Genomic DNA, 21586 nt, shown 5'->3' on the forward strand with positions numbered 1-21586 from the left:
CACACCCCCCTCGGCAACACCCGCCGGGTCGTACCGGCCGACTCATACCGGACCCTTACGACCCGGCCCTCCCCCCGGAGCCGGACATGAGCGGCAGCACAGTGCACGACGGACCCGCGACAGCGGCCGACACCACCGAGACCGAACTGACCATCGGCGGCATGACCTGCGCCTCCTGCGCGGCCCGCATCGAGAAGAAGCTGAACCGGATGGAAGGGGTCACCGCCACGGTGAACTACGCCACCGAGAAGGCGAAGGTCTCGTACACGGGTGACGTACGGGTGGCCGACCTGATCGCGACGGTGGTCAGGACCGGGTACACCGCCGAGGAGCCCCCGCCCCCGGAGCCGGCTCCGACGGCCGCCCCGACGGCGACGGAATCCGCCGAGCGGGCCGCACCCGACCCCGAGTTGTCGGCCCTGCGCCAACGACTCCTGGTGTCCGTCGCCCTGTCCCTGCCCGTGGTGCTGCTCGCCATGGTTCCCGCCCTCCAGTTCGACAACTGGCAGTGGCTCTCGCTCACCCTGGCCGCCCCCGTGGTCGTCTGGGGCGGCTTCCCCTTCCACAAGGCCGCCTGGACCAACGCCCGGCACGGCGCGGCCACCATGGACACCCTGGTCTCGGTCGGCACCCTGGCCGCCTTCGCCTGGTCGCTGTGGGCCCTGTTCTTCGGGCACGCCGGCATGCCGGGGATGCGCCACGGCTTCGACGTCACCATCTCGCGCACGGACGGCTCCTCCGCGATCTACCTGGAGGTCGCCGCCGGGGTCGTCTCCTTCATCCTGCTCGGCCGCTACCTGGAAGCCCGCTCGAAGCGGAAGGCGGGGGCCGCCCTGCGGGCCCTGCTCGAACTCGGCGCCAAGGACGTGGCCGTGCTGCGCGGGGGCACCGAGGTGCGGATCCCGGTCGGCGCGCTCGCGGTGGGCGACCGGTTCGTCGTCCGACCCGGCGAGAAGATCGCCACCGACGGGACCGTCGTCGAGGGCGCGTCCGCCGTGGACGCGTCGATGCTGACCGGGGAATCCGTGCCCGTGGACGTCGGCGTCGGCGACGCCGTCACCGGCGCCACCGTCAACGCCTCCGGGCGCCTGGTCGTCGAGGCCGGCCGGATCGGCTCCGACACGCAGCTCGCCCGCATGGCGAGGCTGGTCGAGGACGCGCAGAACGGCAAGGCCGAGGTACAACGGCTGGCCGACCGGGTCTCCGGGATCTTCGTGCCGATCGTCCTGCTGCTCGCGCTCGGCACCTGGGTGACCTGGCTGCTCGTCACCGACGACCCGACGGCCGCCTTCGGCGCCGCCGTGGCCGTCCTGATCATCGCCTGCCCGTGCGCGCTCGGCCTGGCCACCCCGACCGCCCTGATGGTCGGCACCGGGCGGGGAGCCCAGCTCGGCATCCTGATCAAGGGTCCCGAGGTGCTGGAGTCCACCCGCCGGGTGGACACCGTCGTCCTCGACAAGACCGGAACGGTCACCACCGGCCGGATGACCCTGTCCGGGGTGCATGCCGCCGAGGGCACCACCGAGGAGGAGCTGCTGCGCCTGGCCGGTTCGTTGGAGCACGCCTCCGAGCACCCGATCGCCCGCGCCCTGGCCGACGGCGCGGAGCGGCGGGTCGGAGCCCTGCCGGTCCCGGAGGGTTTCGAGAACCTGGCGGGGCTCGGCGTACGGGGCGTGGTGGACGGACACTCCGTACTGGTGGGCCGGGAGCGGCTGCTGACCGACCGGGGGATCACCCTGCCGGAGTCTCTGGCGGGGGCCAGGGGCGCGGCCGAGGCGGCGGGCGCCACGGCGGTGCTGGTCGCCTGGGACGGGGCGGCGCGCGGGGTGTTGACCGTGGCCGACGCCGTGAAGGACACCAGCGCCGAGGCGGTGGCCCGGCTGCGCGCGCTCGGTCTCACGCCGATCCTGCTGACCGGCGACAACAAGGCGGTGGCCGAGGCGGTGGCGGCCGAGGTGGGCATCGACGAGGTGATCGCCGAGGTGCTCCCGCAGGACAAGGTGGACGTGGTCCGGCGCCTTCAGGAGCAGGGCCGTACGGTCGCCATGGTGGGCGACGGGGTCAACGACGCGGCCGCGCTCGCCCGGGCCGACCTGGGTCTGGCGATGGGCACCGGCACCGACGCGGCCATCGAGGCGAGCGACCTGACGCTCGTACGGGGCGATCTGCGGGTGGCGGCGGACGCGATCCGACTGTCGCGCAGGACCCTGGCCACCATCAAGGGCAACCTGTTCTGGGCCTTCGGGTACAACGTGGCGGCCCTGCCGCTGGCGGCTGCCGGCCTGCTCAACCCCATGATCGCCGGAGCGGCGATGGCCTTCTCTTCGGTGTTCGTGGTGACCAACAGCCTCCGGTTGCGGTCGTTCCGATAGGGGATCTCCTTCGCACCGTGCGCACATCTCCTTCACGGGAGACGCAGATCACAGTGATTCGAACGTAACCATCGGGCGGTTGCACGGGTCTAATGGGGCGATGCCAGGAACGTCTTGGGGGACGTTCGCGGGGGTCTTGGGGGACGTCCCGAGGCATCAGCCGGCCGGGACGCGTGCTCAACGGGGAGCTTTGAGCGGCCCTCCCGACCCGTACGGGTCCCGGCAAAAGCCCCATTGGAGTGCCCGGACACGGTGCTCCTCGCCGACACCTCGGCTCGGGTCCCGTGGGGGGAATCCGTACCGGGGAAAGGAAAGCGCCCCGACCGTCGACCCGTGGGGGGATCGACGGCGGGGCGCTTTTCGTACGCGTTCGCGCGGCTCTTGACCTCGGGTCAGCGGGCCTCGACCGGAACGAAGTCGCGCAGGACCTCGCCGGTGTAGATCTGGCGCGGACGGCCGATGCGGGAGCCGGGCTCCTTGATCATCTCGTGCCACTGGGCGATCCAGCCGGGAAGGCGGCCGATCGCGAAGAGCACGGTGAACATCTCGGTCGGGAAGCCCATGGCCCGGTAGATCAGGCCGGTGTAGAAGTCCACGTTCGGGTAGAGGTTGCGCTCGACGAAGTACTCGTCGGCCAGCGCGTGCTCTTCCAGCTTGAGCGCGATGTCGAGCAGCTCGTCGCTCTTGCCGAGCGCCGAGAGGACGTCGTGCGCCGCAGCCTTGATGATCTTCGCCCGGGGGTCGAAGCTCTTGTAGACGCGGTGTCCGAAGCCCATGAGGCGGACGCCGTCTTCCTTGTTCTTCACCTTGCGGATGAAGGCGTCGACGTCGCCGCCGTCGTTCTTGATGCCTTCCAGCATCTCCAGAACGGACTGGTTGGCGCCACCGTGCAGCGGACCCCACAGGGCCGAGATGCCGGCGGAGATCGAGGCGAACATGTTCGCCTGCGAGGAGCCGACCAGACGCACGGTGGAGGTCGAACAGTTCTGCTCGTGGTCCGCGTGCAGGATCAGCAGCTTGTCGAGCGCCGACACCACGACCGGGTCCAGGTCGTATTCCTGGGCCGGCACGGAGAAGGTCATGCGCAGGAAGTTCTCGACGTAGCCGAGGTCGTTGCGCGGGTAGACCACGGGGTGGCCGACCGACTTCTTGTACGCGTACGCGGCGATCGTCGGGAGCTTGGCCAGCAGCCGGATCGTCGAGAGGTGGCGCTGCTTCTCGTCGAACGGGTTGTGGCTGTCCTGGTAGAACGTCGACAGCGCGCTGACCACGGAGGAGAGCATCGCCATCGGGTGCGCGTCGCGCGGGAAGCCGTCGTAGAACCGCTTGACGTCCTCGTGCAGCAGCGTGTGCTGGGTGATCTCGTTGCGGAACGACGCGAGCTGGTCGACGGTCGGCAGCTCCCCGTTGATCAGCAGGTACGCGACCTCGATGAAGGTCGAACGCTCGGCCAGCTGCTCGATCGGGTAGCCGCGATAACGCAGGATTCCCTGCTCGCCGTCGAGGTAGGTAATCGCGGACTTGTAGGCGGCGGTGTTGCCGTAGCCACTGTCCAAGGTGACGAGCCCGGTCTGGGCCCGCAGCTTCGAGATGTCGAAGCCCTGGTCACCGACGGTGCTCTCGACCACCGGGTAGGTGTATTCACCGTCCGCGTACCGGAGTACTACAGAGTTGTCGCTCACGTCATCCCTCACCGACGTAGTGCCTCTTCTTCGAGGTGCCCTGACTGCCTCTACCTTCCCCCATTTGGCGCAGGAGAGTGCACTCGGGGTCGGCCTTTGGTGGCTTTGACGGCACTGAGTGCCGCCAACCTGCTCATCCTGCCCGCTCCGGACTGCGGCGGGAACCCCAAATGATCGATCATTTAGGTGATGTTTCCCACCGGTATCCGGCCGGACAGCCTGGGCGCCACCGCCGTGTACCTCCTGCCTGCGGAAACCGTACGCACCGCCTGGCCGAGGGCCTTCCGTGACCCGACCAGGACGACCAATTTCTTCGCCCTGGTCACCGCCGTGTAGAGCAGATTGCGCTGGAGCATCATCCAAGCCCCGGTGGTGACGGGGATCACGACGGCCGGATATTCGCTCCCCTGGGAACGGTGGATGGTGACGGCGTACGCATGGGCCAGCTCGTCCAGTTCGGAGAACTCGTAGCCGACCTCCTCGTCCTCCTCCGTGCGCACCGTCAGTTTCTGTTCGTCCAGGTCGAGGGCGGTGACCACGCCCACCGTGCCGTTGAAGACACCGTTGGCGCCCTTCTCGTAGTTGTTCCGGATCTGGGTGACCTTGTCGCCCACCCGGAAGACCCGGCCGCCGAACCTCTTCTCGGGCAGGTCGGGGCGGGCCGGCGTGATGGCCTGTTGCAGCAGGGCGTTGAGGTTCCCGGCGCCGGCCGGGCCCCGGTGCATGGGCGCGAGGACCTGGATGTCCCGGCGCGGGTCGAGGCCGAATCTGGCCGGAATTCGACGTGCGGCGACGTCCACGGTGAGCCGGCCCGCCTCCTCGGTGTCCTCCTCCGGGAAGAGGAAGAAGTCCGGCAGGCCGTCGGTGAGGGGCGGCACGCCCGTGTTGATCCGGTGCGCGTTGGTGACGACGCCCGACTGCTGCGCCTGCCGGAAGATCCGGGTCAGCCGTACGGCGGGCACCGGCCCGCCCTCGGCGAGCAGGTCCCGGAGCACTTCCCCGGCGCCGACCGAGGGGAGCTGGTCCACGTCTCCGACGAGCAGCAGGTGCGCGCCGGGGGCGACGGCCTTGACCAGTTTGTTGGCGAGCAGCAGGTCCAGCATCGAGGCCTCGTCGACCACGACGAGATCGGCGTCCAGCGGGCGCTCCCGGTCGTACGCCGCGTCCCCGCCGGGTTTCAGCTCCAGCAGTCGGTGCACGGTGGAGGCCTCGGCCCCGGTGAGTTCCGAGAGGCGTTTCGCGGCGCGGCCGGTGGGCGCGGCCAGCAGCACCTTGGCCTTCTTCGCGCGGGCCAGTTCCACGATTGATCGGACGGTGAAGGACTTCCCGCAGCCGGGGCCGCCGGTGAGGACGGCGACCCGGCGGGTGAGGGCCAGTTGGACCGCCTCGCGCTGTTCGGGGGCGAGCTTGGCCCCGGTGCGGCCCGCCAGCCAGTCCAGGGCCTTCTCCCAGTCCACGTCCCGGAAGCCCGGCATCCGGTCCTCCTCGGCGTGCAGGAGCCGGCGGACCTGGCCGACCAGCGACAGTTCGGCCCGGTGGAAGGGGACCAGGTAGACCGCGGTGAGGGGCGGACCGCCCTGGGGGTCGGGCACGGGCTCGCGGACCACCCCCTCGGGGTCGGCGGCCAGTTCGGCGAGGCAGTCGATGACCAGCCCGGTGTCCACCTGGAGGAGTTTGACCCCGTCGGCGATCAGCCGTTCCTCGGGAAGGAAGCAGTGGCCCTGGTCGGTGGACTGGGACAGGGCGTACTGGAGCCCGGCCTTGACCCGCTCGGGGCTGTCGTGCGGGATCCCGACGGCCTGGGCGATGCGGTCGGCGGTCAGGAAGCCGATGCCCCAGACGTCGGCGGCGAGCCGGTAGGGCTGGTTGCGCACCACGGAGATGGAGGCGTCGCCGTACTTCTTGTAGATGCGCACCGCGATGGAGGTGGAGACCCCGACTCCCTGGAGGAAGACCATGACCTCCTTGATGGCCTTCTGCTCCTCCCAGGCGGCGCCGATCAGCTTCGTCCGCTTCGGGCCGAGCCCGGGAACCTCGATCAGCCGTTTGGGCGCTTCCTCGATGACGTCCAGGGTGTCGAGGCCGAAGTGCTCCACGATGCGGTCGGCGATCTTCGGCCCGATGCCCTTGATGAGGCCGGAGCCGAGGTAGCGCCGGATGCCCTGGATGGTCGCGGGGAGGATGGTGGAGTAGTTCTCGACGCTGAACTGCCTGCCGTACTGGGGGTGTGAGCCCCAGCGGCCCTCCATGCGCAGGGATTCGCCGGGCTGCGCCCCGAGGAGCGCTCCGACGACGGTGAGGAGGTCACCGGAACCGCGACCGGTGTCGACGCGGGCGATGGTGTAGCCGCTCTCCTCGTTGGCGTAGGTGATGCGTTCCAGCACCCCCTCGACCACTGCCGGCTGCACCGCTCCGTTGGTGGTAGTCATGCCCTGAAGCTACCGGGCGCCACCGACGGCGCGGCGAGCCTGTGGACAACCGGGTGCCGGGCGACCAGAAGGGGGTCCGGCCTTTCGGCCGGACCCCCTCACGGTTACCCCTCCCTCGTCGGACTTCCCGATCCCCCCAGATCCCCTCCCGGAAGTGCCGACGCACCATACGACCCACCACACGGGCCGGGGGTTGCACGGCGATCCACGTCTTTACCCGGCCATTACCCGAGCCGTACGCGAGTGCGATCCGAGATGCCACCCAATCACCTCAGACGTAGCGTTTCAGGCATGAGCGAACCCTCTTTCCAGGACGACGTGCTCAATGAGCTCGACGACGACAGGCTCACCGAGATCGCGGGCCTCCTCGGCACCGACGCGGCCGGGGCGCGCGACACGATCGCGACCACGGTCGGTGCGATGACCGGTGACCTCCAGCAGAAGGTCGAGGCCGACGACCACGACGGCGACGAGGTCCGCCAGGCCGTCGCGGAAGTGGCCGAACCGCCGCTGCGGGGCGTGGCCACGCTCGGCGGCGGGCTGCTCGGCGGCGGGCTGATGGCCGGCGTCCTCGCCAAGGTGAGCAAGCCGGTGGCCAACGCGGTCTCGAAGAAGACCGGCATCCCCGCGCCCACCGTCGCCCGGGTCATCGAGCTGCTGATCCCGGTGCTGTTGGCGGTGTTCGCCAAGCGGGCGGCGGACAAGGGCACGGGGGCGGCCGGCACCCCGACCCCCGGCGCGGCGCCGGGTTCCGAGGCAACGGGTTCCGGGCCGGCGCCGGGCGGTGGCCTCGGTGACGTACTGGGGCAGATCCTGGGCGGCGGCAAGAAGTAGGCCCGGAGGCCGGCACACCCGTACGGAGCAACGCGCGTCGGGTGTGCCGGGCCGTCCTCGCGGGGCGGGCCCGGTGCCCCCGGCCCGCTCCGCGCGCTATCCTCGGGCGCCATGGAGCCCCCTGCCGACCTTCCTTCCGCGCGGCTTCGGCTACGGGAGCCGGTCCCCGGCGAGTTGGGGTGGATCGTGTCGCGGCACGGCGCCCTGTACGCCGCCGAGTACGGCTGGAACCAGGAGTTCGAGGGTCTGGTGGCCGGGGTCGTCGCGCGTTTCGCCGAGGACCACGACCCCTACCTGGAGCGCGTCTGGATCGCCGAGCTGGACGGCGAGCCGGTCGGCTCGGTGATGTGCGTGCGCGAGGACGGGCAGCCCGGCGCCGCGCGACTGCGGCTGTTGCTGGTCGAGCCGAAGTCGCGCGGTCACGGCGTCGGCGCCCTCCTCGTCGACACCGTCGTCTCCTTCGCCCGCTCGGTCGGCTACCGCGAGCTGGTGCTGTGGACGAACGACGTCCTGGAGTCCGCCCGTTCCCTCTACCAGCGGGCCGGTTTCACCCTGGTCGCCGAACGGCCCCACCGCTCGTACGGGGTCTCGCTCACGGGGCAGGACTGGCGGCTGCCGCTCCGGGAGCGCCCACCGCGCTGAGGGGCGCGGCGGCGGCCGTACGGGGCTTCGCCCGCGCGGGCGCCAGGGAGGTCAGGCCCACCCCGCCGACGAGGAGCGCGGCGGCCAACCAGCGTGGGCCGGAGACGGACTCCCCGAGGACCAGCGCGGCCGAGGACATCCCGAACACGGGCACCAGCAGCGAGAACGGCGCCACCGAGGAGGCCGGGTAGCGGCGCAGCAGGTAGCCCCAGGCGCCGAAGCCGAACACCGTCGACACCCAGGCGACGTAACCGATGACGGCCACCCCGGACCAGTCCAGGGCGCGCAGCGCGGCCAGGTCCCGTTCGGGTCCCTCCAGCAGCAGCGAGAGCGCGAGCAGCGGCAGCACCGGGACGGTGCACACCCAGACCATGAAGTTCAGCGCGTCGGTCGGGGCGGCCTTGCGGGTCAGCACGTTGGACACGCCCCAGCAGGCGGCGGCCGCCACGACCAGGACGAAGCCGAGCACCGGCCCGGAGGCGCCCCCGTCGGCGGCGGCGACGCCGATCCCGGCGAGCGCGACGACCATGCCGATCAGCCGTACCCGGCCGGGCCGTTCGCGCAGCACGACGGTGGCGAGGGCGGCGGTGAAGACGGCCTGGACCTGGAGGACCAGGGAGGAGAGGCCGGCCGGCATCCCGGCGGCCATGCCGGTGAACAGGAGGCCGAACTTGGCGATGCCGAGGGCCACTCCGACGCCGATGACCCACTTCCAGGCGACCTTGGGCCGGCCGACGAGGAACACGGCGGGCAGCGCGGCGGCGAGGAAGCGCAGGGCGGAGAGCAGCAGGGGCGGGAAGTGGCCGAGTCCGATCTCGATGACGACGAAGTTGAAGCCCCAGACGGCGGCGACGAGAACGGCGAGTGCGGTGTGTACGGGACGCATGATCCGAGCATCGACCCCCGAACCATGTAGCACCAGCGCGGATCTCTTCCGGGATGGATGAAGCATCGCTTACGAATGATCGGGCTCCCGGGGCTACCCTGGGCCCATGCTCGATCTGGCCCGGCTGCGCGCCCTGCACGCCGTCTCCGTCCACGGTTCGGTCGCGGGCGCGGCGGCCGCACTCGGCTACACCCCCTCGGCCGTCTCCCAGCAGATCGCCAAGCTGGAACGGGAGACCCGCACCACGCTGCTGGAACGACGCGGCCGCGGGGTCGCCCTCACCGAGGAGGCCCGGCACCTCGCGGACACCGCGCGGGAGTTGCTGGCGATCGTGGAACGCGCCGAGACCACGCTGGAGGAGCGGCGCGGGCAGCCGAGCGGGCTGCTGACGGTCGCCGCTTTCGCCTCGGCGGCGCGCGGCCTGCTGCCGGCGGTGCTGGCCGACCTGGCCGCCCGGCATCCGGCCCTGGACGTGCGCCTCACGGAGGTGGACCCCCACCTCTCGGTGGACCTGGTGGCCCGCGGGGTCACCGACCTGGCGGTGGCGCACGACTGGGACATCGCCCCGCTGCCGGCCCCCGAGGGCGTCGAGCAGGCCGTCATCGGGGACGACCCCTGCGAGCTGGTGGTGCCGGCCGGGCACCCGTTCACCGCGCGCACCGTGATCCGGCGGGCGGACCTGGGCGGACAGCGGTGGGTGTGCCAGCCGCCGGGGCGGGTCTGTCACGACTGGTTGACCCGGACGCTGCGCACCGCCGGGTTCGAGCCGGACATCGCGCACGTCGCCGAGGAGAACCACACCATCGTGGCACTGGTCGCCGCCGGACTGGGCGTGGCCGTCGTACCGCGCCTGGGCACCGGCGCGCTGCCGCCGGGGGCGGTGGCCGTCCGGCTCGAACCGGGGCCGGTACGCAGGCTGTACGCCCTGTGGCGGACCGGGGCCGCCCGGCGCCCGGCCATCACCGAGACGGTGCGCACGCTGCGGGAGCACTGGGTCGCGGCGGCCCCGGGGCCGGGGTCCGGGACCTGACGCGCGGGGCGGCGACGGCCGCCCCCACTCGCGGAGTCCCCCGGACGGGGTGCGGCGGGGGCGGCCGTCGCCGCACCCCGTCCGGGGGACTCCGCGAGTGTCCGGGACTCCCCCGGCGCGCCCCGGCAGTAGCGTCCGGCGGGTGTCGTACCTCGCCTCCCGCCGGTCCCTGCTCGCCGCGGCCGCCCTGGCCGCCGTCACGGCCGCCGGGGCCCCCTCCGCGGCCTCGGGGGCCCGCCGCGCCCCGGACGACCCGCGCGCCCCGGGGCAGGCTCCGGGCGGGCCCTGGGGGCATCGGCCCGACCGGGCCGCGCTGCGCCGGTTGACGGCCGGGATGAGCCTGGCCGAGAAGGTCGGCCAACTCTTCGTGTCCCGGGTGTACGGGCATTCGGCGACCGACCCGGACCCGGCGGACGCCGAGCAGAACCTGACGCTCTTCGGGGTGCGCACCGCGGCCGAACTGGTCGCCCGCTACCACCTGGGCGGAATCGTCTACTTCGCCTGGGCCCACAACACCCGTGCCCCGCACCAGATCGCCGACCTGTCCAACGGTCTCCAGCGGGCGGCCTCGGGCACCGGGGCGGGCGTCCCGCTGCTGCTCTCCACCGACCAGGAGCACGGCGCCGTCACCCGGATCGGCAAGCCCGCGACCCTGCTGCCGGGGGCGATGGCGCTGGGCGCGGGAGGGTCGAGCGCGCGGGCCCGCCGGGCCGCGCGGATCGCCGGCGTGGAACTGGCCGCGATGGGCATCCGGCAGGACTACGCGCCGGTGGCCGACGTGAACGTCAACCCGGCCAACCCGGTGATCGGCGTACGGTCCTTCGGCTCCGACCCGCGCGCGGTGGCGGCCCTGGTCGCCGCCCAGGTCCGCGGATACCAGGGGGCGGGGGTGGCCGCCACGGCGAAGCACTTCCCCGGCCACGGCGACACCGAGACGGACAGCCACGTCGGGCTCCCGGTGATGCGGCACACCCGCGCCGCCTGGGAGGAGTTGGACGAACCCCCGTTCCGGGCCGCCGTCGAGGCGGGAGTGGACGTCGTCATGACGGCGCACATCGTCTTCCCCGCGCTCGACCCTTCACAGGATCCGGCGACCCTCTCCCGGCCGATCGTGACCGGCATCCTGCGCGAACGCCTGGGCTTCCGGGGGGTGGTGGTCACCGACGCCCTCGACATGGCCGGGGTCCGTCAGAAGTACGGGGACGACCGGGTCCCGGTACTGGCTCTCAAGGCGGGCTGCGACCAACTGCTGAACCCGCCGGACCTCGCTCTCGCGCACCGCGGCGTGCTCGCGGCCGTCGAGTCGGGCGAGTTGACGGAGGCGCGGATCGAGGAATCGGTCCTGCGGATCCTGGAGCTGAAGGCCCGCCGGGGGTTGTTCGAGGACCCGTACACCTCGGCCCGCGCGGTGGACGCCGCCGTCGGCACGCCCGCGCACCTGGCCGCCGCCGACGAGATCGCGGCCGGTACGACGACCCTGCTGGCCAATCCCGTGCGGCTGCTGCCCCTGGACCCGGCGCTCGCGCCGCGGCTGCTGGTGACGGGGACGGACCCGGTGTCCCCCTCGGGTACCACCGGGCCTCCCACGGAGGTACTGGCGCGGGAGCTGACCGCCCTGGGCTGCCGGGCGGCGGCGGTACCCCCGGGCCGCGCGGTCGCGGCGGCTCCCGGCAACGCGGCGGTGCTCGTGTGCACGTACAACGTCCCGGAGGGCGAGAGCCCGCAGCGCGCCCTGGTGACGGAACTGCTCGCGACCGGGGTCCCCGTGGTCGTGGTGGCGATCCGCGACCCGTACGACCCGGCCCGGCTGCCGACCTGCGCGGCGGAGGTGGCGACGTACTGCTGGACGGACGTGGAGATGCGGGCGGCGGCCCGGGTGATCACCGGCCGGCGGCGGCCCGAGGGCCGTCTCCCGGTCCCGGTGCCCGGCCGCTACCCGCTGGGCCACGGGCTGACGTACGGGTAGGTCCCCGTGCGCCGGCCCGCGGCCCCGAACCCCTGCGGGAGGGTTACGGCCGCAGCTGCGGCTCGCGCTCCAGGTCCCGCTGGTCGAGCCGCGCGTCCGGCGAGGCCAGCGGCTTCGCCTTCGCCGAGTCGGTGAGCGCGGCGGCCGGGGCCACCCCGGCCCACTTCAGGATCCGCGCGGTCGCGAGGGCCTTCTCGCCCTCCTGGAGCTGCGCGACGTTCGCCCCGTGGTTGGCGCCCGGCGCGATCATCACGTAGCTGTCCTTGACCTTGTACCCGAGGTGGAAGGGCTCGGCGCCCCACGGGTCGTTCTGCCCGTACACGAACAGCATCTGGTTCGCGTTGTCGCGCACCCAGCGGTCCACGTCCGTCATGGCCCCCGGCTGGAAGGTCATCGGGATGTCGCGGGGCACGAAGTTGCGCGGCGGCTGGTAGCCGTAGCGGCTCAGGCCCTTGAGGTGGGACTGCTTGATGTCGGGGGAACCGAGCTGGGTACCCGCCTGGTAGTAGTACGGCGTGTACGTCTCGAGTCCCTGGTCGGCGTAGGCCGAGAAGCCCGAGATCGCGTCGATCGTGTCCCAGATCTCCTGGTCGGAGGCGGTCGCGGCGGTCGGGATCGCGGCGCAGTCGGCCAGCAGGCTGTACTGCCAGAACGCCCAGCCGTAGTCGAGCACGACGGCCTCGTAGGCCTTGTCGAGGTTCCCGACGGTGGTGAAGGTCCAGCCGTTCTCGGTGGCGGCGGCGGCGTACTTGGCCTCCAGCGGAACACGGCGGATCAGCGCCTCGCGCTGCACGTTGTTCAGCTTGTCGCGGCACTCCTTGGTGCCGACCTTGTTGAAGAACCGGTCGTAGGCCGAGTCCTCCTTGTTGTTGACGTCGTTCGGCGCGACGTAGGCGACGACTCCGTCCATGTCACGCGGGTAGAAGCGCTCGTAGTACGTCGCCGTCATGCCGCCCTTGCTGCCGCCCGTGGCGATCCAGTTCTTGCCGTAGATCTTCTTGAAGGCGGTGAAGACGCGGTGCTGGTCGCTGGCGGCCTGCCAGATGTCCAGGTTGCCCCAGTTGGCCGGCTCGGGCCGGGAGGGCGTGAAGAATCGATACTCCAGGGACACCTGGTTGCCGTCGACGATGGTCGTCGGCTCGCTCCGGCGCGGGTTGGTGTTGACGTTGTAGCCGGAGGTGAAGAAGACCGTGGGCCGGGACGTGTCCTTGTGCAGCAGGGTGAGGCGCTGCTTGAAGGTGCCCTTCGACGGGTTCCGGTGGTCGACCGGCTGCTCGTAGTTGAGTACGAAGAAGCGGTACCCGGGGTACGGCTTCTCCTCGATCAGACTCATCCCCGGGATGCCGAGGATCCGGTCCTTGATGTCCGTGGCGGCGGTCGGCCCCGCGGCGGTGGCCGCCTGGGCCGTGACACCGGCCGCGCCCATGGTGCCGATGAGCACCACGAGCGACAGCAGCCATCCGAGCGTCTTGCGCATTCACCCTCCCCTTGCGTTCACTTCGGTCGCCGTGAACCTAGCGGGGTCAACACGCCGCTGAACAGACCCGGTTGGATCGATCGGCCGCAATGTCGCGATCAAGCCACGGTCAGCACAGGATCCAGCCGGAAGAGGTCGATCCGGTGGCCACGCTCCCCTTGACGAACACGCAGCGGTTGATCGCGCCGACGGTGACCGGGCCCGCGTACCGGGTGTATCGGCCGGCGTCGCGCACCGGCACCCCGCCGCGCGGCTGGACGCTCACCGTCATCTCGCGGCGTTCGCCCGGCCGCGAGGCGACCGTGATCGCGCAGGCCTGGGTGCGGCTCTTGTAAACCCGCACCTCGCCCGTCGAGAAGGGCAGCGTCTTGACCAGCCGCCCCCCGCACCCGGTCGCCGCCTGCGCCGGGGGCGCCGCGACGACCCCTGTGACACCCAGCCACAGCGCCGCCCCGAACACCCCGAAGGTCACGGTCCGTGTCCGGCCGCGCCTGCTTCGCCTCTGCCTCACGCTGGTCCCCCGATCCGGCGCACGTCGTGCGCACGCACGTACGTACGACGCGCGGACCCCCCGGATGGTTGCACCCCACAAGGGCATCCCGAAGGGGCAGGTTCCTGCCCGAACACGGCGTGCGGGGGCGGCTGCAGGGGCGACACCGGGCCCCCGCCGGCGTCGGCGGGGGCCCGGTGTCGGCGGCCGTGACAGGACGCGGGCGGGGTGTCGGGGAGCGGACGGAAAGTCAGGCCGCGGCCCGCTCGTCCTCCCCCGCGAAGGTCCGCCAGAGTTCGGCGTACCGACCGCCCCGTGCGAGGAGTTCACCGTGCGTGCCGTCCTCCACGACGCGGCCCCGGTCCATGACGACGACCCGGTCGGCGCGGGCGGCGGTGGTCAACCGGTGCGCCACGACGAGCGTGGTGCGCTTGCCGGCGAGCCGTTCCGTCGCCAGGTTGACCTGTGCCTCGGTGGCCAGGTCGAGGGCGGCGGTGGCCTCGTCGAGCAGCAGCACGTCCGGGTCGACGAGTTCGGCGCGGGCCAGCGCGATCAACTGGCGCTGACCGGCCGACAGGTTGCGCCCCCGTTCCGCGACGGCGTGCAGGTAGCCGCCGTCCAGGGTGGCGATCATGTCGTGGGCGCCGACCGCGCGGGCCGCCGCCTCCACGTCGGCGTCGCTCGCCTCGGCCCGCCCGTAGGCGATGGCGTCGCGGACCGTCCCCGGGAAGAGGTACGACTCCTGGGGGACGACCCCGAGCCGGTGGCGGTACTCCGTGAGATCGAGTTCCCGCAGGTCGACGCCGTCGGCGGTGACCCGGCCGCCGGTCGGGTCGTAGAACCGGGCCACGAGCTTGACCAGCGTGGACTTGCCCGCCCCGGTCTCGCCGACGAAGGCGACGGTCTGCCCGGCGGGTATCCGCAGGGTGATCCCGGCCAACGCGTCGCCCTTCGCGCCCCGCTCCTCGGCGGTCCCGTAGCCGAAGTGGACGTCCTCGAAGGCGACCTCGCCGCGCAGCCGGGGCAGCGCGCGCGGATCGGCCGGGCGCGGGGTGGTGGTGGGCTCGCGCAGCAGGTCCTGGATCCGGCCCAGGGAGACGGTGGCCTGCTGGTACCCGTCGAACACCTGGGAGAGCTGCTGGACGGGGGCGAAGAACAGGTCGATGTAGAGCAGGTACGCGACGAGCGCGCCGGTGGTGAGCGTGGCCGCCTCCACCCGGCCCGCGCCGGCGATCAGCACGGCCGCGGCGGCACCCGAGGACAGCAACTGCACGAACGGGAAGTAGACCGATATCAGCCACTGGCCGCGCACCCGGGCCTGGCGGTACGCGTCGCTGCGCTCCGCGAACCGGGCCGCGCCGTCGTGCTCGCGCCGGAACGCCTGGACGATGCGGAGCCCCGCCACGGACTCCTGGAGGTCGGCGTTGACGCTGCTGACCCGGTCGCGGGCCAGCTCGTACGCGGCGACCGACTTGCGGCGGAACACGATCGTGCCGACGACCAGCACGGGCAGGGTGGCGAAGACGATCAGGGCCAGCTCGACGTCGAGGACGAGGAGGGCCACCAGGATGCCGAGGAAGGTGAAGACGGACACGACGGCGGTGACGAGCCCGGTCTGGAGGAACGTGGACAGGGCGTCGACGTCGGTGGTCATCCGCGTCATGATCTTGCCGGTCAGCTCGCGCTCGTAGTAGTCGAGACCGAGGCGCTGGAGCTGGGCGAAGATCTTGACGCGCAGGGCGTACAGCACGCGCTCGCCGGTGCGCCCCGTCATCCGGGTCTCGGCGAACTGCGCGGCCCACTGCCCGATGACCACCAGGAGGGCCAGCCCGGAGGCCACCCACACCGCGCCCAGGGCGGCCTGCTCGACGCCCTGGTCGATGCCGTGCCGGATCAGGATCGGCAGCAGCAGGCCCGCGCCCGCGTCGAGCGCGACCAGGCCCAGGCTGATGGCGAGCGGCGCCCAGAAACCGCGGAGCAGTCGGCGCAGACCGTAGCTCTCCTCGGCGGACGCGGCCCGGGTCTCGTCCACGGCGGGCAGGTCGTCGGCGGGCGGCAGCGCGGCCACCTGCGCGAGCAACTCGGGGGTCGCGGGCATCCCGGCGACCGCGCCGGCCATGGAATGCCCGGCTCCGGGGGCCCGCAGGCCCGTGCCCGCGGCGGGTCCGGCCGCCGCCTTGGCGTCGTCCTGGCGCTGCCAGAGTTCGGGGGTGATCCCACCGGCGACCCGGCGCTTGGCGTTGACGGGCTCCGAGTCGATCTCCGCCTCGATCTCGATGTCCCGGTCGATGTCGCGCTCGATGTCCCGCTCGACGTCCCGGTCGATCCCGCACTCGATGTCGCGTTCGAACTCGGTCATCGCGGGTGTCTCGCGGATGCGCGGGGAACCGCCGCCGAGAGCCTCGGGGTCGGTCAGCAGCCTGCGGTAGAGGGGCGAGCGGCGCTCCAGCTCCTCGTGCGTGCCGATGTCGGAGAGCCGGCCCCGGTCGAGTACCGCGATCCGGTCGGCCAGCGCGAGCGTGGACCGGCGGTGGGCGATGAGCAGGGTCGTACGGCCGGCCATCACGGCCCGCAGCGCCTCGTGGATCTCGTGCTCGACGCGGGCGTCGACGGCGGACGTCGCGTCGTCGAGGAGCAGCAGCCGGGGGTCGGTGAGGATGGCGCGGGCGAGCGCGACGCGCTGGCGCTGGCCGCCGGAGAGGGTGAGGCCCTGTTCGCCGACCGTGGTGTCGTACCCGGCGGGCAGGGCGCGGATGAACCCGTCGGCCTGCGCGGCCAGCGCGGCGGCCTCGATCTGCGCGTCGGTGGCGTCGGGGCGCCCGTAGGAGATGTTGGCGCGGAGGGTGTCGGAGAAGAGGAACGAGTCCTCGGGCACCAGCCCGATCGCGCCGCGCAGCGAGTCGTACGTCAGGTCGCGGACGTCGTGCCCGCCGACGCGGATGGCGCCGCGGTCGGTGTCGTAGAAGCGCGGCAGCAGCAGCGAGACGGTGGACTTGCCGCTTCCGGAGGCGCCGACGAGGGCGACGGTCTCGCCCTCCCGTATGGCGAGCGAGAACCCGTCGAGCACGGGGCGCGCCGGGTCGTAGCCGAAGGCGACGTCCTCGAACTCCACGGTGGCGGGGGCGTCGGCGGGCAGTTCCCGCTCCCCCTCGCGGATCACGGGCTCGGTGTCGATGAGCTCGAAGACGCGCTCGGCGCCGGCGCGGGCCTGCTGGCCGACGGTGAGGACCATGGCGAGCATCCGGACGGGGCCGACGAGCTGCGCGAGGTAGGTGGAGAAGGCGACGAAGGTGCCGAGGGTGACCTGCCCCTTGGTGGCCATCCAGCCGCCGAGGGCCAGGATGGCGACCTGCCCGAGGGCGGGCACGGCCTGGAGGGCCGGGGTGTAGCGCGAGTTGAGCCGGATGGCCCGCATCCGTCCGCCGAACAGCCGGCGGCCGGCTTCGCGGAGCTTGCCGGTCTCCTGCTCCTCCTGCCCGAAGCCCTTGACGACGCGGACGCCGGTCACGGCCCCGTCGACGACTCCGGCGACCGCGGCGGCCTGGGCCTGCGCGTACCAGGTGGCGGGGAAGAGCTTCTTGCGGCTGCGCTTGGCGATGAACCACAGCACGGGGGCCATGAGCAGGGCGACCAGGGTCAGCAGCGGCGACAGCCACAGCATGATCCCCAGGGATATCCCGAAGAGCAGGAAGTTCCCGATGGTCATGGGCAGCATGAACAGCAGGCCCTGGATGAGCTGGAGGTCGCTGGTGGCGCGACCGATGACCTGGCCGGTCGACAGCTCGTCCTGGCGGCGGCCGTCGAGGCGGGCGATCGCGTCGTACATGTCGGTGCGCAGGTCGTGCTGCACGTCGAGCGCGAGCCGACCGCCGTAGTACCTGCGTATGTACGTCATCACGTACACGAGCGCGGCCGCGCCTATGAGCATCCCCGCCCACGGGCCCATGGGCCGGCTCTTGTCACCTATGACGTCATCGAGGATGATCTTGGTCACCAGTGGCACGAGCGCCATGACGGCCATGCCGCCCAGCGAGGACCCGAGCGCGAGCAGCACATTGAGCCGGTACCGCCAGGTGTAGGCGGCCAGCCTCCTGCCCCAGCCCTGTTTCTCCCCTGTCGCCGTCTGCGCCGCCGCCACGTGGTGCCTCCCCGTTGGTTCGTTCCTGCCGCCTCACCCAACGCGCCGACCGGCGGATTTCATCCCGCCGCAACAATCGCACTCCCGTCCGGGGACGGCACGCGAGCCGCACCCGACCGTGGGAGGGGCGGGCGGGGGGGTGTGGGGAGCGACATGGTCGCCTGCCCGCCACTCACGGTGACAGGGGGTGATGGGCAGGTGTCAGGTGGCGGCGCGCCCGTGCGGGACCGTCCGGTGGGTACACCGGCCCCACGGCTCAAGGGGTGGGGGCGGACTTCACCACCGGGGGCTTCGCGAGGGGCTTGTTCTCGCAGCCGAGGGCTTCGGTGACGCGGCGGGTCATGAGGTACGTGAGGGAGGTCTGGCGGTCCTTGGCCGGCTGGTCGATGTCCGCCGGGGTGATGTCCGTCCGCCCGAGGTTCACCGTGTACGAAGCCTTCGCGTACAGCCACGCCGACTTCGACGGCTCGGCCAGGTCGCCGGGCATGTCGCACCGGACGAACAGCTTCGTGGAGAAGTAGTTGCTCTCACCGAAAGAACCGTTCACGTCGAATCGGCCCGCCTCGGGCAGTGACGGCTCGACGAACTTCGCCGTGCGGGGCACCCACCCGACGCTGAACGCCGCGCTCTCGGTCCGAGTGGGCGGACTGTACCTGCAGGTGGAGGACGCGAACGTCTCCGTCGTCGGCTTCATCTCTCCCAGTGAGCGTTCCAGCGTCTTCACCAGGCTGCCCGTGCGGCTGGTGACGTAGGTCTCGAAGCTGTCTGCGCGGATGATCCCCCGAAGAAGCTTGTCCTCTTCCGACGCCGAGGTGATGGAGCACAAATCGTCCGCCTTCGCCTCGGGCTCGCCCGAGGTGCACGACGCCAGAGTCAGCACGGCGAGCACGGCAGCCGTCGACCGCGCGAGAATCTTCGATGCGTCAGGGCCGCAGATGCGCACGAGCCGCCTCCCGCCCGGTCGAGTAGGAGGTGTTCGCCGTGTTCTGGGCGTGCTCGAAGGCCGGGTCCTGTTGGATCCCCCGATCCTTGCCCCAGATGCCGAACAGCTCGTTGGTCCCGTCCACACCCGCAGCGTAGTTCTCGCTGGACTCCTTCTTGCTCAGCTCCTCGGCCGCATCCTTGACGCCCTCCACCCAGTCATAGGCGGCCACGTCGATCAGCGAACCACCGACCGTGCCCACGACCGGAATCTCGCCGATGAGTCCGTTCGCGCCGGCAGCCGAGTACGTGGACGTGGCCTCCGCCCACTCGACCCTGTCGTCTTCCTTGTCCTTGTGGACATCGGCTCCGATGCCGTTGAGGGCACCCGCCGCCACGCCGACGCCATGCGCGCGGTTGTCCCAGTCCACACCGTGGTCTGCGCTGTTGTGCGGCGCCGCGGTGGCGAGCTGGTCCGCCGAGTACGCCCGCTCGGCCTCGACCATCAGGGCGTAGGCCGGGCCGTCGTCCGCGATGCCGCGCATCACGCGGATCAGGCTGCCCTGGCCCACGGCGATCTGGGCCTTGTCGCCCGAGCCGTGGATGGAGTCCTTGCCGGCGACGCCGCCCAGGTCCGTGTTCTGGCCACCGAGGATGTCGTGGGTGTCGTCGACGTAGTCGACCAGCGCCTTCGCCATCGGTTGGCGCAGGCCCTCCAGGTCCTCCGGGAACTCGTCGCCGCCCATCTCGTCGTCGAGGAGGCGGACGGCGTTGTGCATGACCCGGGCCTGGCCCTCGGTGTGGGGGCCGGGCGGGCCCAGCTTCTCGCCGTCCACGTGGCCGGTGGCCGCCGCCTGGATGGCCGCGCCGAGGCCCGCCGTCTTGTCGCCGTGCATCTCCATCGGCGGGCCCACGGCGGTCGAGATCCAGGGGTCCGGCATGTCCCGGTCCTTGAGCAGGTACTTCAGGTGCTCGTTCTTGTTGCCGGCCGCGTCGGGGTCGAGGAAGTACGTCGCCGAGTCCGGGTCCTTGGCCATGATGCCCAGCAGGCCGTCCAGCGGGTCGGAGACCAGGTTGGGGCGCTGGGGGTCGTAGGCGTGGTCGTACATGTGGGGCTTCGACTTCTCGGCCTCGATCATGCCGTTGCCGAGGTCGTTGAGGAACTGCTTGCCGTAGCCGTCACCGTTGGCCATGAGGGTGACCAGCGACTGGTACCCGTACGTCGGCCGCGCGCCCTTGGCCACCAGCTCGGGGCCCAGTTCCCTGAGCCCGTCGACGAACGGCTTGTAGGCGTAGCTCCCGGGGTCCTTGGTGCCGGAGGCGACCGTCGAGGCGAGACCGGAGTTGATCGACTCGTAGAGCTTCTTGTCGGCCGCGGACGCCCCGCGGTCGTTGGCCGCCAGGTTCATCTGGTCGGCGAGGTGCAGGGTGTCCTTCGCGCCGAGGGCATGCAGGTACGCCTCGCTGAAGTGCTTGTCGTCGCCGTTCTGCCTGAGGATGTCGTTGTAGTGCCGCAGTTCCTCCGGAGAGGCCTTGCCGTCGCGGACCTTCGAGGTGAGCGCGAGGGCCTCCACGGCCTCGACGTCGCCGACCGGCTTGGAGTTGAAGCCGAACATCGCGGTCCCGTCGGCGCCCGACGCGTTGAGCAGGGCGGTCTTGACGTCGGCGTCGAACTCGGTGACCGCCTTGACCGCGTCCCCGATCCGGCGCGTCCAGGACCGCTCGACCTCGGGGAGGTCCGGGTCGTGCCGGATCGCCTTCTCGGTGTTGCCGTCGACCTTGCTGTAGTCGTAGCTCGCGATGCCGTGGTCGGAGACCTTCATGCCCGCGGCCTCGGCGTCCGCCACGGCGGACTTCACCCGGCCCTTGAGGTCCGTGAACCGGGTGTGCGCGTCACGGAGCAGCGACTCCATGGCCAGCGCCTCCTTCTGCGCGGAGGCGAACTCCCCTCGCGTCATGCCCGCGTTGGCGGAGGCGGTCTGCGCGCTGGAGCCCATCCAGCCGTTGCCGGCGGACACGCTCTGGACCTCGTCCTTGTAGACGTCCTCCATGGTCTTGAACTGGGCGGCCATGGCCTTCCAGCCGTCGGCGGCCGTGGTCAGCGCGGAGAGGTCCGTCTGTACGATCTCGGAATAGCTCGGCATGACGATTTCCCTACAGTCCCGCGACCTTGGACTGCCCCGGCTGGAAGCTGCGGCCCGTCAGCTGGTCGTTGCCGGTGAACAGGTTCGAGGCCCCGCGCAGCGCGGTCTTCTCCGAATTGAGCCTGGCCATCAGGCGTTTCACCTGGTCGTCCCAGTGCGCGTGCGCCTTCGTCAGGCCCGCTGCCGTGTCCCAACCGGTGAAGGCCTTGACGGCGGTCTTCGTCGGTTCGTCGGCCACGTCCGCCGCCTTCTTCGTGCCGGGCTGCAGGACGTTCTCGATGGTGTTGGCCGCCTTCTTCTTCGCGGGAGGGGCCGTCGCGAGGGTGCCGGGGATGCCCGGCGTGGTGGATCCGCCCGGATCGGCGGCGAGTTGGTTCAGCCGCATCCTCGGGGACGGGCCTTCGGGCGCGCCTTGGCCGCCGCTGTTCCACTCCTGCTCGAACGACACTGTTCCCCTCCCGTGTTCCGACTCGACCCCGGGACCTGCGTGCCGGATCCCCTGGCTGCTGGACTCCCCGCACGCCGGATTCCCCGCGCGCTGGATCACGGGCAGCCTACCGAGCCGCCGCAGGGGG

14 protein-coding genes are annotated in these 21586 nt (G+C 71.7%); 5 read left to right on the plus strand and 9 right to left on the minus strand.

Annotated features, from left to right (window positions below; genetic code table 11):
* The first annotated feature begins 86 nt into the window (after positions 1 to 86).
* The gene (locus ACFYW3_RS08410) at positions 87 to 2372 is read left to right on the plus strand and encodes a heavy metal translocating P-type ATPase (RefSeq protein WP_351757848.1); all 2286 of its coding nucleotides are present in this window, start codon (positions 87 to 89) and stop codon (positions 2370 to 2372) included.
* A 392-nt stretch (positions 2373 to 2764) separates the two neighbouring features.
* Here the strand turns inward: ACFYW3_RS08410 and ACFYW3_RS08415 are convergent, their stop codons facing one another.
* Both ACFYW3_RS08415 and ACFYW3_RS08420 read right to left on the minus strand, forming a co-directional pair.
* Positions 2765 to 4054 carry a citrate synthase gene (locus ACFYW3_RS08415; protein ID WP_031149943.1) on the minus strand — a complete coding sequence of 430 codons (1290 nt, stop codon included), beginning with the start codon at positions 4052 to 4054 and terminating at the stop codon, positions 2765 to 2767.
* 182 nt (positions 4055 to 4236) lie between these two features.
* Positions 4237 to 6483: an ATP-dependent RecD-like DNA helicase gene (locus ACFYW3_RS08420; protein ID WP_351757851.1), complete on the minus strand. Its 2247-nt coding sequence runs from the start codon at positions 6481 to 6483 to the stop codon at positions 4237 to 4239.
* A 291-nt stretch (positions 6484 to 6774) separates the two neighbouring features.
* On the opposite strand from ACFYW3_RS08420, the gene ACFYW3_RS08425 reads away from it, so the two are divergent.
* On the plus strand, positions 6775 to 7317 hold the full coding sequence (locus tag ACFYW3_RS08425; RefSeq protein WP_351757854.1) for a DUF937 domain-containing protein: 543 nt from the start codon (positions 6775 to 6777) through the stop codon (positions 7315 to 7317).
* A gap of 111 nt (positions 7318 to 7428) precedes the next feature.
* Positions 7429 to 7959, plus strand: coding sequence for a GNAT family N-acetyltransferase (locus tag ACFYW3_RS08430; RefSeq protein ID WP_389385884.1), 531 nt, complete (start codon positions 7429 to 7431; stop codon positions 7957 to 7959).
* On the opposite strand, the gene ACFYW3_RS08435 is transcribed toward ACFYW3_RS08430, so the two are convergent.
* Positions 7910 to 8845, minus strand: coding sequence for an EamA family transporter (locus tag ACFYW3_RS08435; protein ID WP_389385885.1), 936 nt, complete (start codon positions 8843 to 8845; stop codon positions 7910 to 7912). The genes ACFYW3_RS08430 and ACFYW3_RS08435 overlap by 50 nt on opposite strands.
* Before the next feature lie 106 nt (positions 8846 to 8951).
* Between ACFYW3_RS08435 and ACFYW3_RS08440 the strand changes: the two genes are divergently transcribed.
* Complete coding sequence (locus ACFYW3_RS08440) at positions 8952 to 9875, plus strand: LysR substrate-binding domain-containing protein (RefSeq protein WP_351757859.1); 924 nt, start codon at positions 8952 to 8954, stop codon at positions 9873 to 9875.
* Between the two features lie 142 nt (positions 9876 to 10017).
* Complete coding sequence (locus ACFYW3_RS08445) at positions 10018 to 11841, plus strand: glycoside hydrolase family 3 protein (RefSeq protein WP_389385886.1); 1824 nt, start codon at positions 10018 to 10020, stop codon at positions 11839 to 11841.
* A gap of 43 nt (positions 11842 to 11884) precedes the next feature.
* Here the strand turns inward: ACFYW3_RS08445 and ACFYW3_RS08450 are convergent, their stop codons facing one another.
* The 6 genes from ACFYW3_RS08450 to ACFYW3_RS08475 all read right to left on the minus strand — a co-directional run bounded on the left by ACFYW3_RS08450 (position 11885) and on the right by ACFYW3_RS08475 (position 21459).
* Complete coding sequence (locus tag ACFYW3_RS08450) at positions 11885 to 13318, minus strand: S28 family serine protease (RefSeq protein WP_351755520.1); 1434 nt, start codon at positions 13316 to 13318, stop codon at positions 11885 to 11887.
* 109 nt (positions 13319 to 13427) lie between these two features.
* Positions 13428 to 13790: a hypothetical protein gene (locus ACFYW3_RS08455; protein ID WP_389385887.1), complete on the minus strand. Its 363-nt coding sequence runs from the start codon at positions 13788 to 13790 to the stop codon at positions 13428 to 13430.
* A 268-nt stretch (positions 13791 to 14058) separates the two neighbouring features.
* Positions 14059 to 17946 carry an ABC transporter ATP-binding protein gene (locus ACFYW3_RS08460; RefSeq protein WP_389385888.1) on the minus strand — a complete coding sequence of 1296 codons (3888 nt, stop codon included), beginning with the start codon at positions 17944 to 17946 and terminating at the stop codon, positions 14059 to 14061.
* 256 nt (positions 17947 to 18202) lie between these two features.
* The gene (locus ACFYW3_RS08465; protein ID WP_351755527.1) at positions 18203 to 18826 is read right to left on the minus strand and encodes a hypothetical protein; all 624 of its coding nucleotides are present in this window, start codon (positions 18824 to 18826) and stop codon (positions 18203 to 18205) included.
* Positions 18827 to 18869: 43 nt separating this feature from the next.
* Positions 18870 to 21011: a hypothetical protein gene (locus ACFYW3_RS08470; protein WP_389385889.1), complete on the minus strand. Its 2142-nt coding sequence runs from the start codon at positions 21009 to 21011 to the stop codon at positions 18870 to 18872.
* A 10-nt stretch (positions 21012 to 21021) separates the two neighbouring features.
* The gene (locus tag ACFYW3_RS08475; protein WP_351755532.1) at positions 21022 to 21459 is read right to left on the minus strand and encodes a hypothetical protein; all 438 of its coding nucleotides are present in this window, start codon (positions 21457 to 21459) and stop codon (positions 21022 to 21024) included.
* Between the last annotated feature and the right edge of the window lie 127 nt (positions 21460 to 21586).

This window comes from Streptomyces sp. NPDC002602 (genome assembly GCF_042889445.1).
Taxonomy (GTDB): Bacteria; Actinomycetota; Actinomycetes; order Streptomycetales; family Streptomycetaceae; genus Streptomyces.

What these genes read in the sequence shown, in the direction of transcription:
- ACFYW3_RS08410 (WP_351757848.1), top strand. Translation starts at nt 87, where the DNA reads ATGAGCGGCAGCACAGTGCACGACGGACCCGCGACAGCGGCCGACACC.
- ACFYW3_RS08420 (WP_351757851.1), bottom strand. Translation starts at nt 6,483, where the DNA reads ATGACTACCACCAACGGAGCGGTGCAGCCGGCAGTGGTCGAGGGGGTG.
- ACFYW3_RS08425 (WP_351757854.1), top strand. Translation starts at nt 6,775, where the DNA reads ATGAGCGAACCCTCTTTCCAGGACGACGTGCTCAATGAGCTCGACGAC.
- ACFYW3_RS08430 (WP_389385884.1), top strand. Translation starts at nt 7,429, where the DNA reads ATGGAGCCCCCTGCCGACCTTCCTTCCGCGCGGCTTCGGCTACGGGAG.
- ACFYW3_RS08435 (WP_389385885.1), bottom strand. Translation starts at nt 8,845, where the DNA reads ATGCGTCCCGTACACACCGCACTCGCCGTTCTCGTCGCCGCCGTCTGG.
- ACFYW3_RS08440 (WP_351757859.1), top strand. Translation starts at nt 8,952, where the DNA reads ATGCTCGATCTGGCCCGGCTGCGCGCCCTGCACGCCGTCTCCGTCCAC.
- ACFYW3_RS08450 (WP_351755520.1), bottom strand. Translation starts at nt 13,318, where the DNA reads ATGCGCAAGACGCTCGGATGGCTGCTGTCGCTCGTGGTGCTCATCGGC.
- ACFYW3_RS08470 (WP_389385889.1), bottom strand. Translation starts at nt 21,011, where the DNA reads ATGCCGAGCTATTCCGAGATCGTACAGACGGACCTCTCCGCGCTGACC.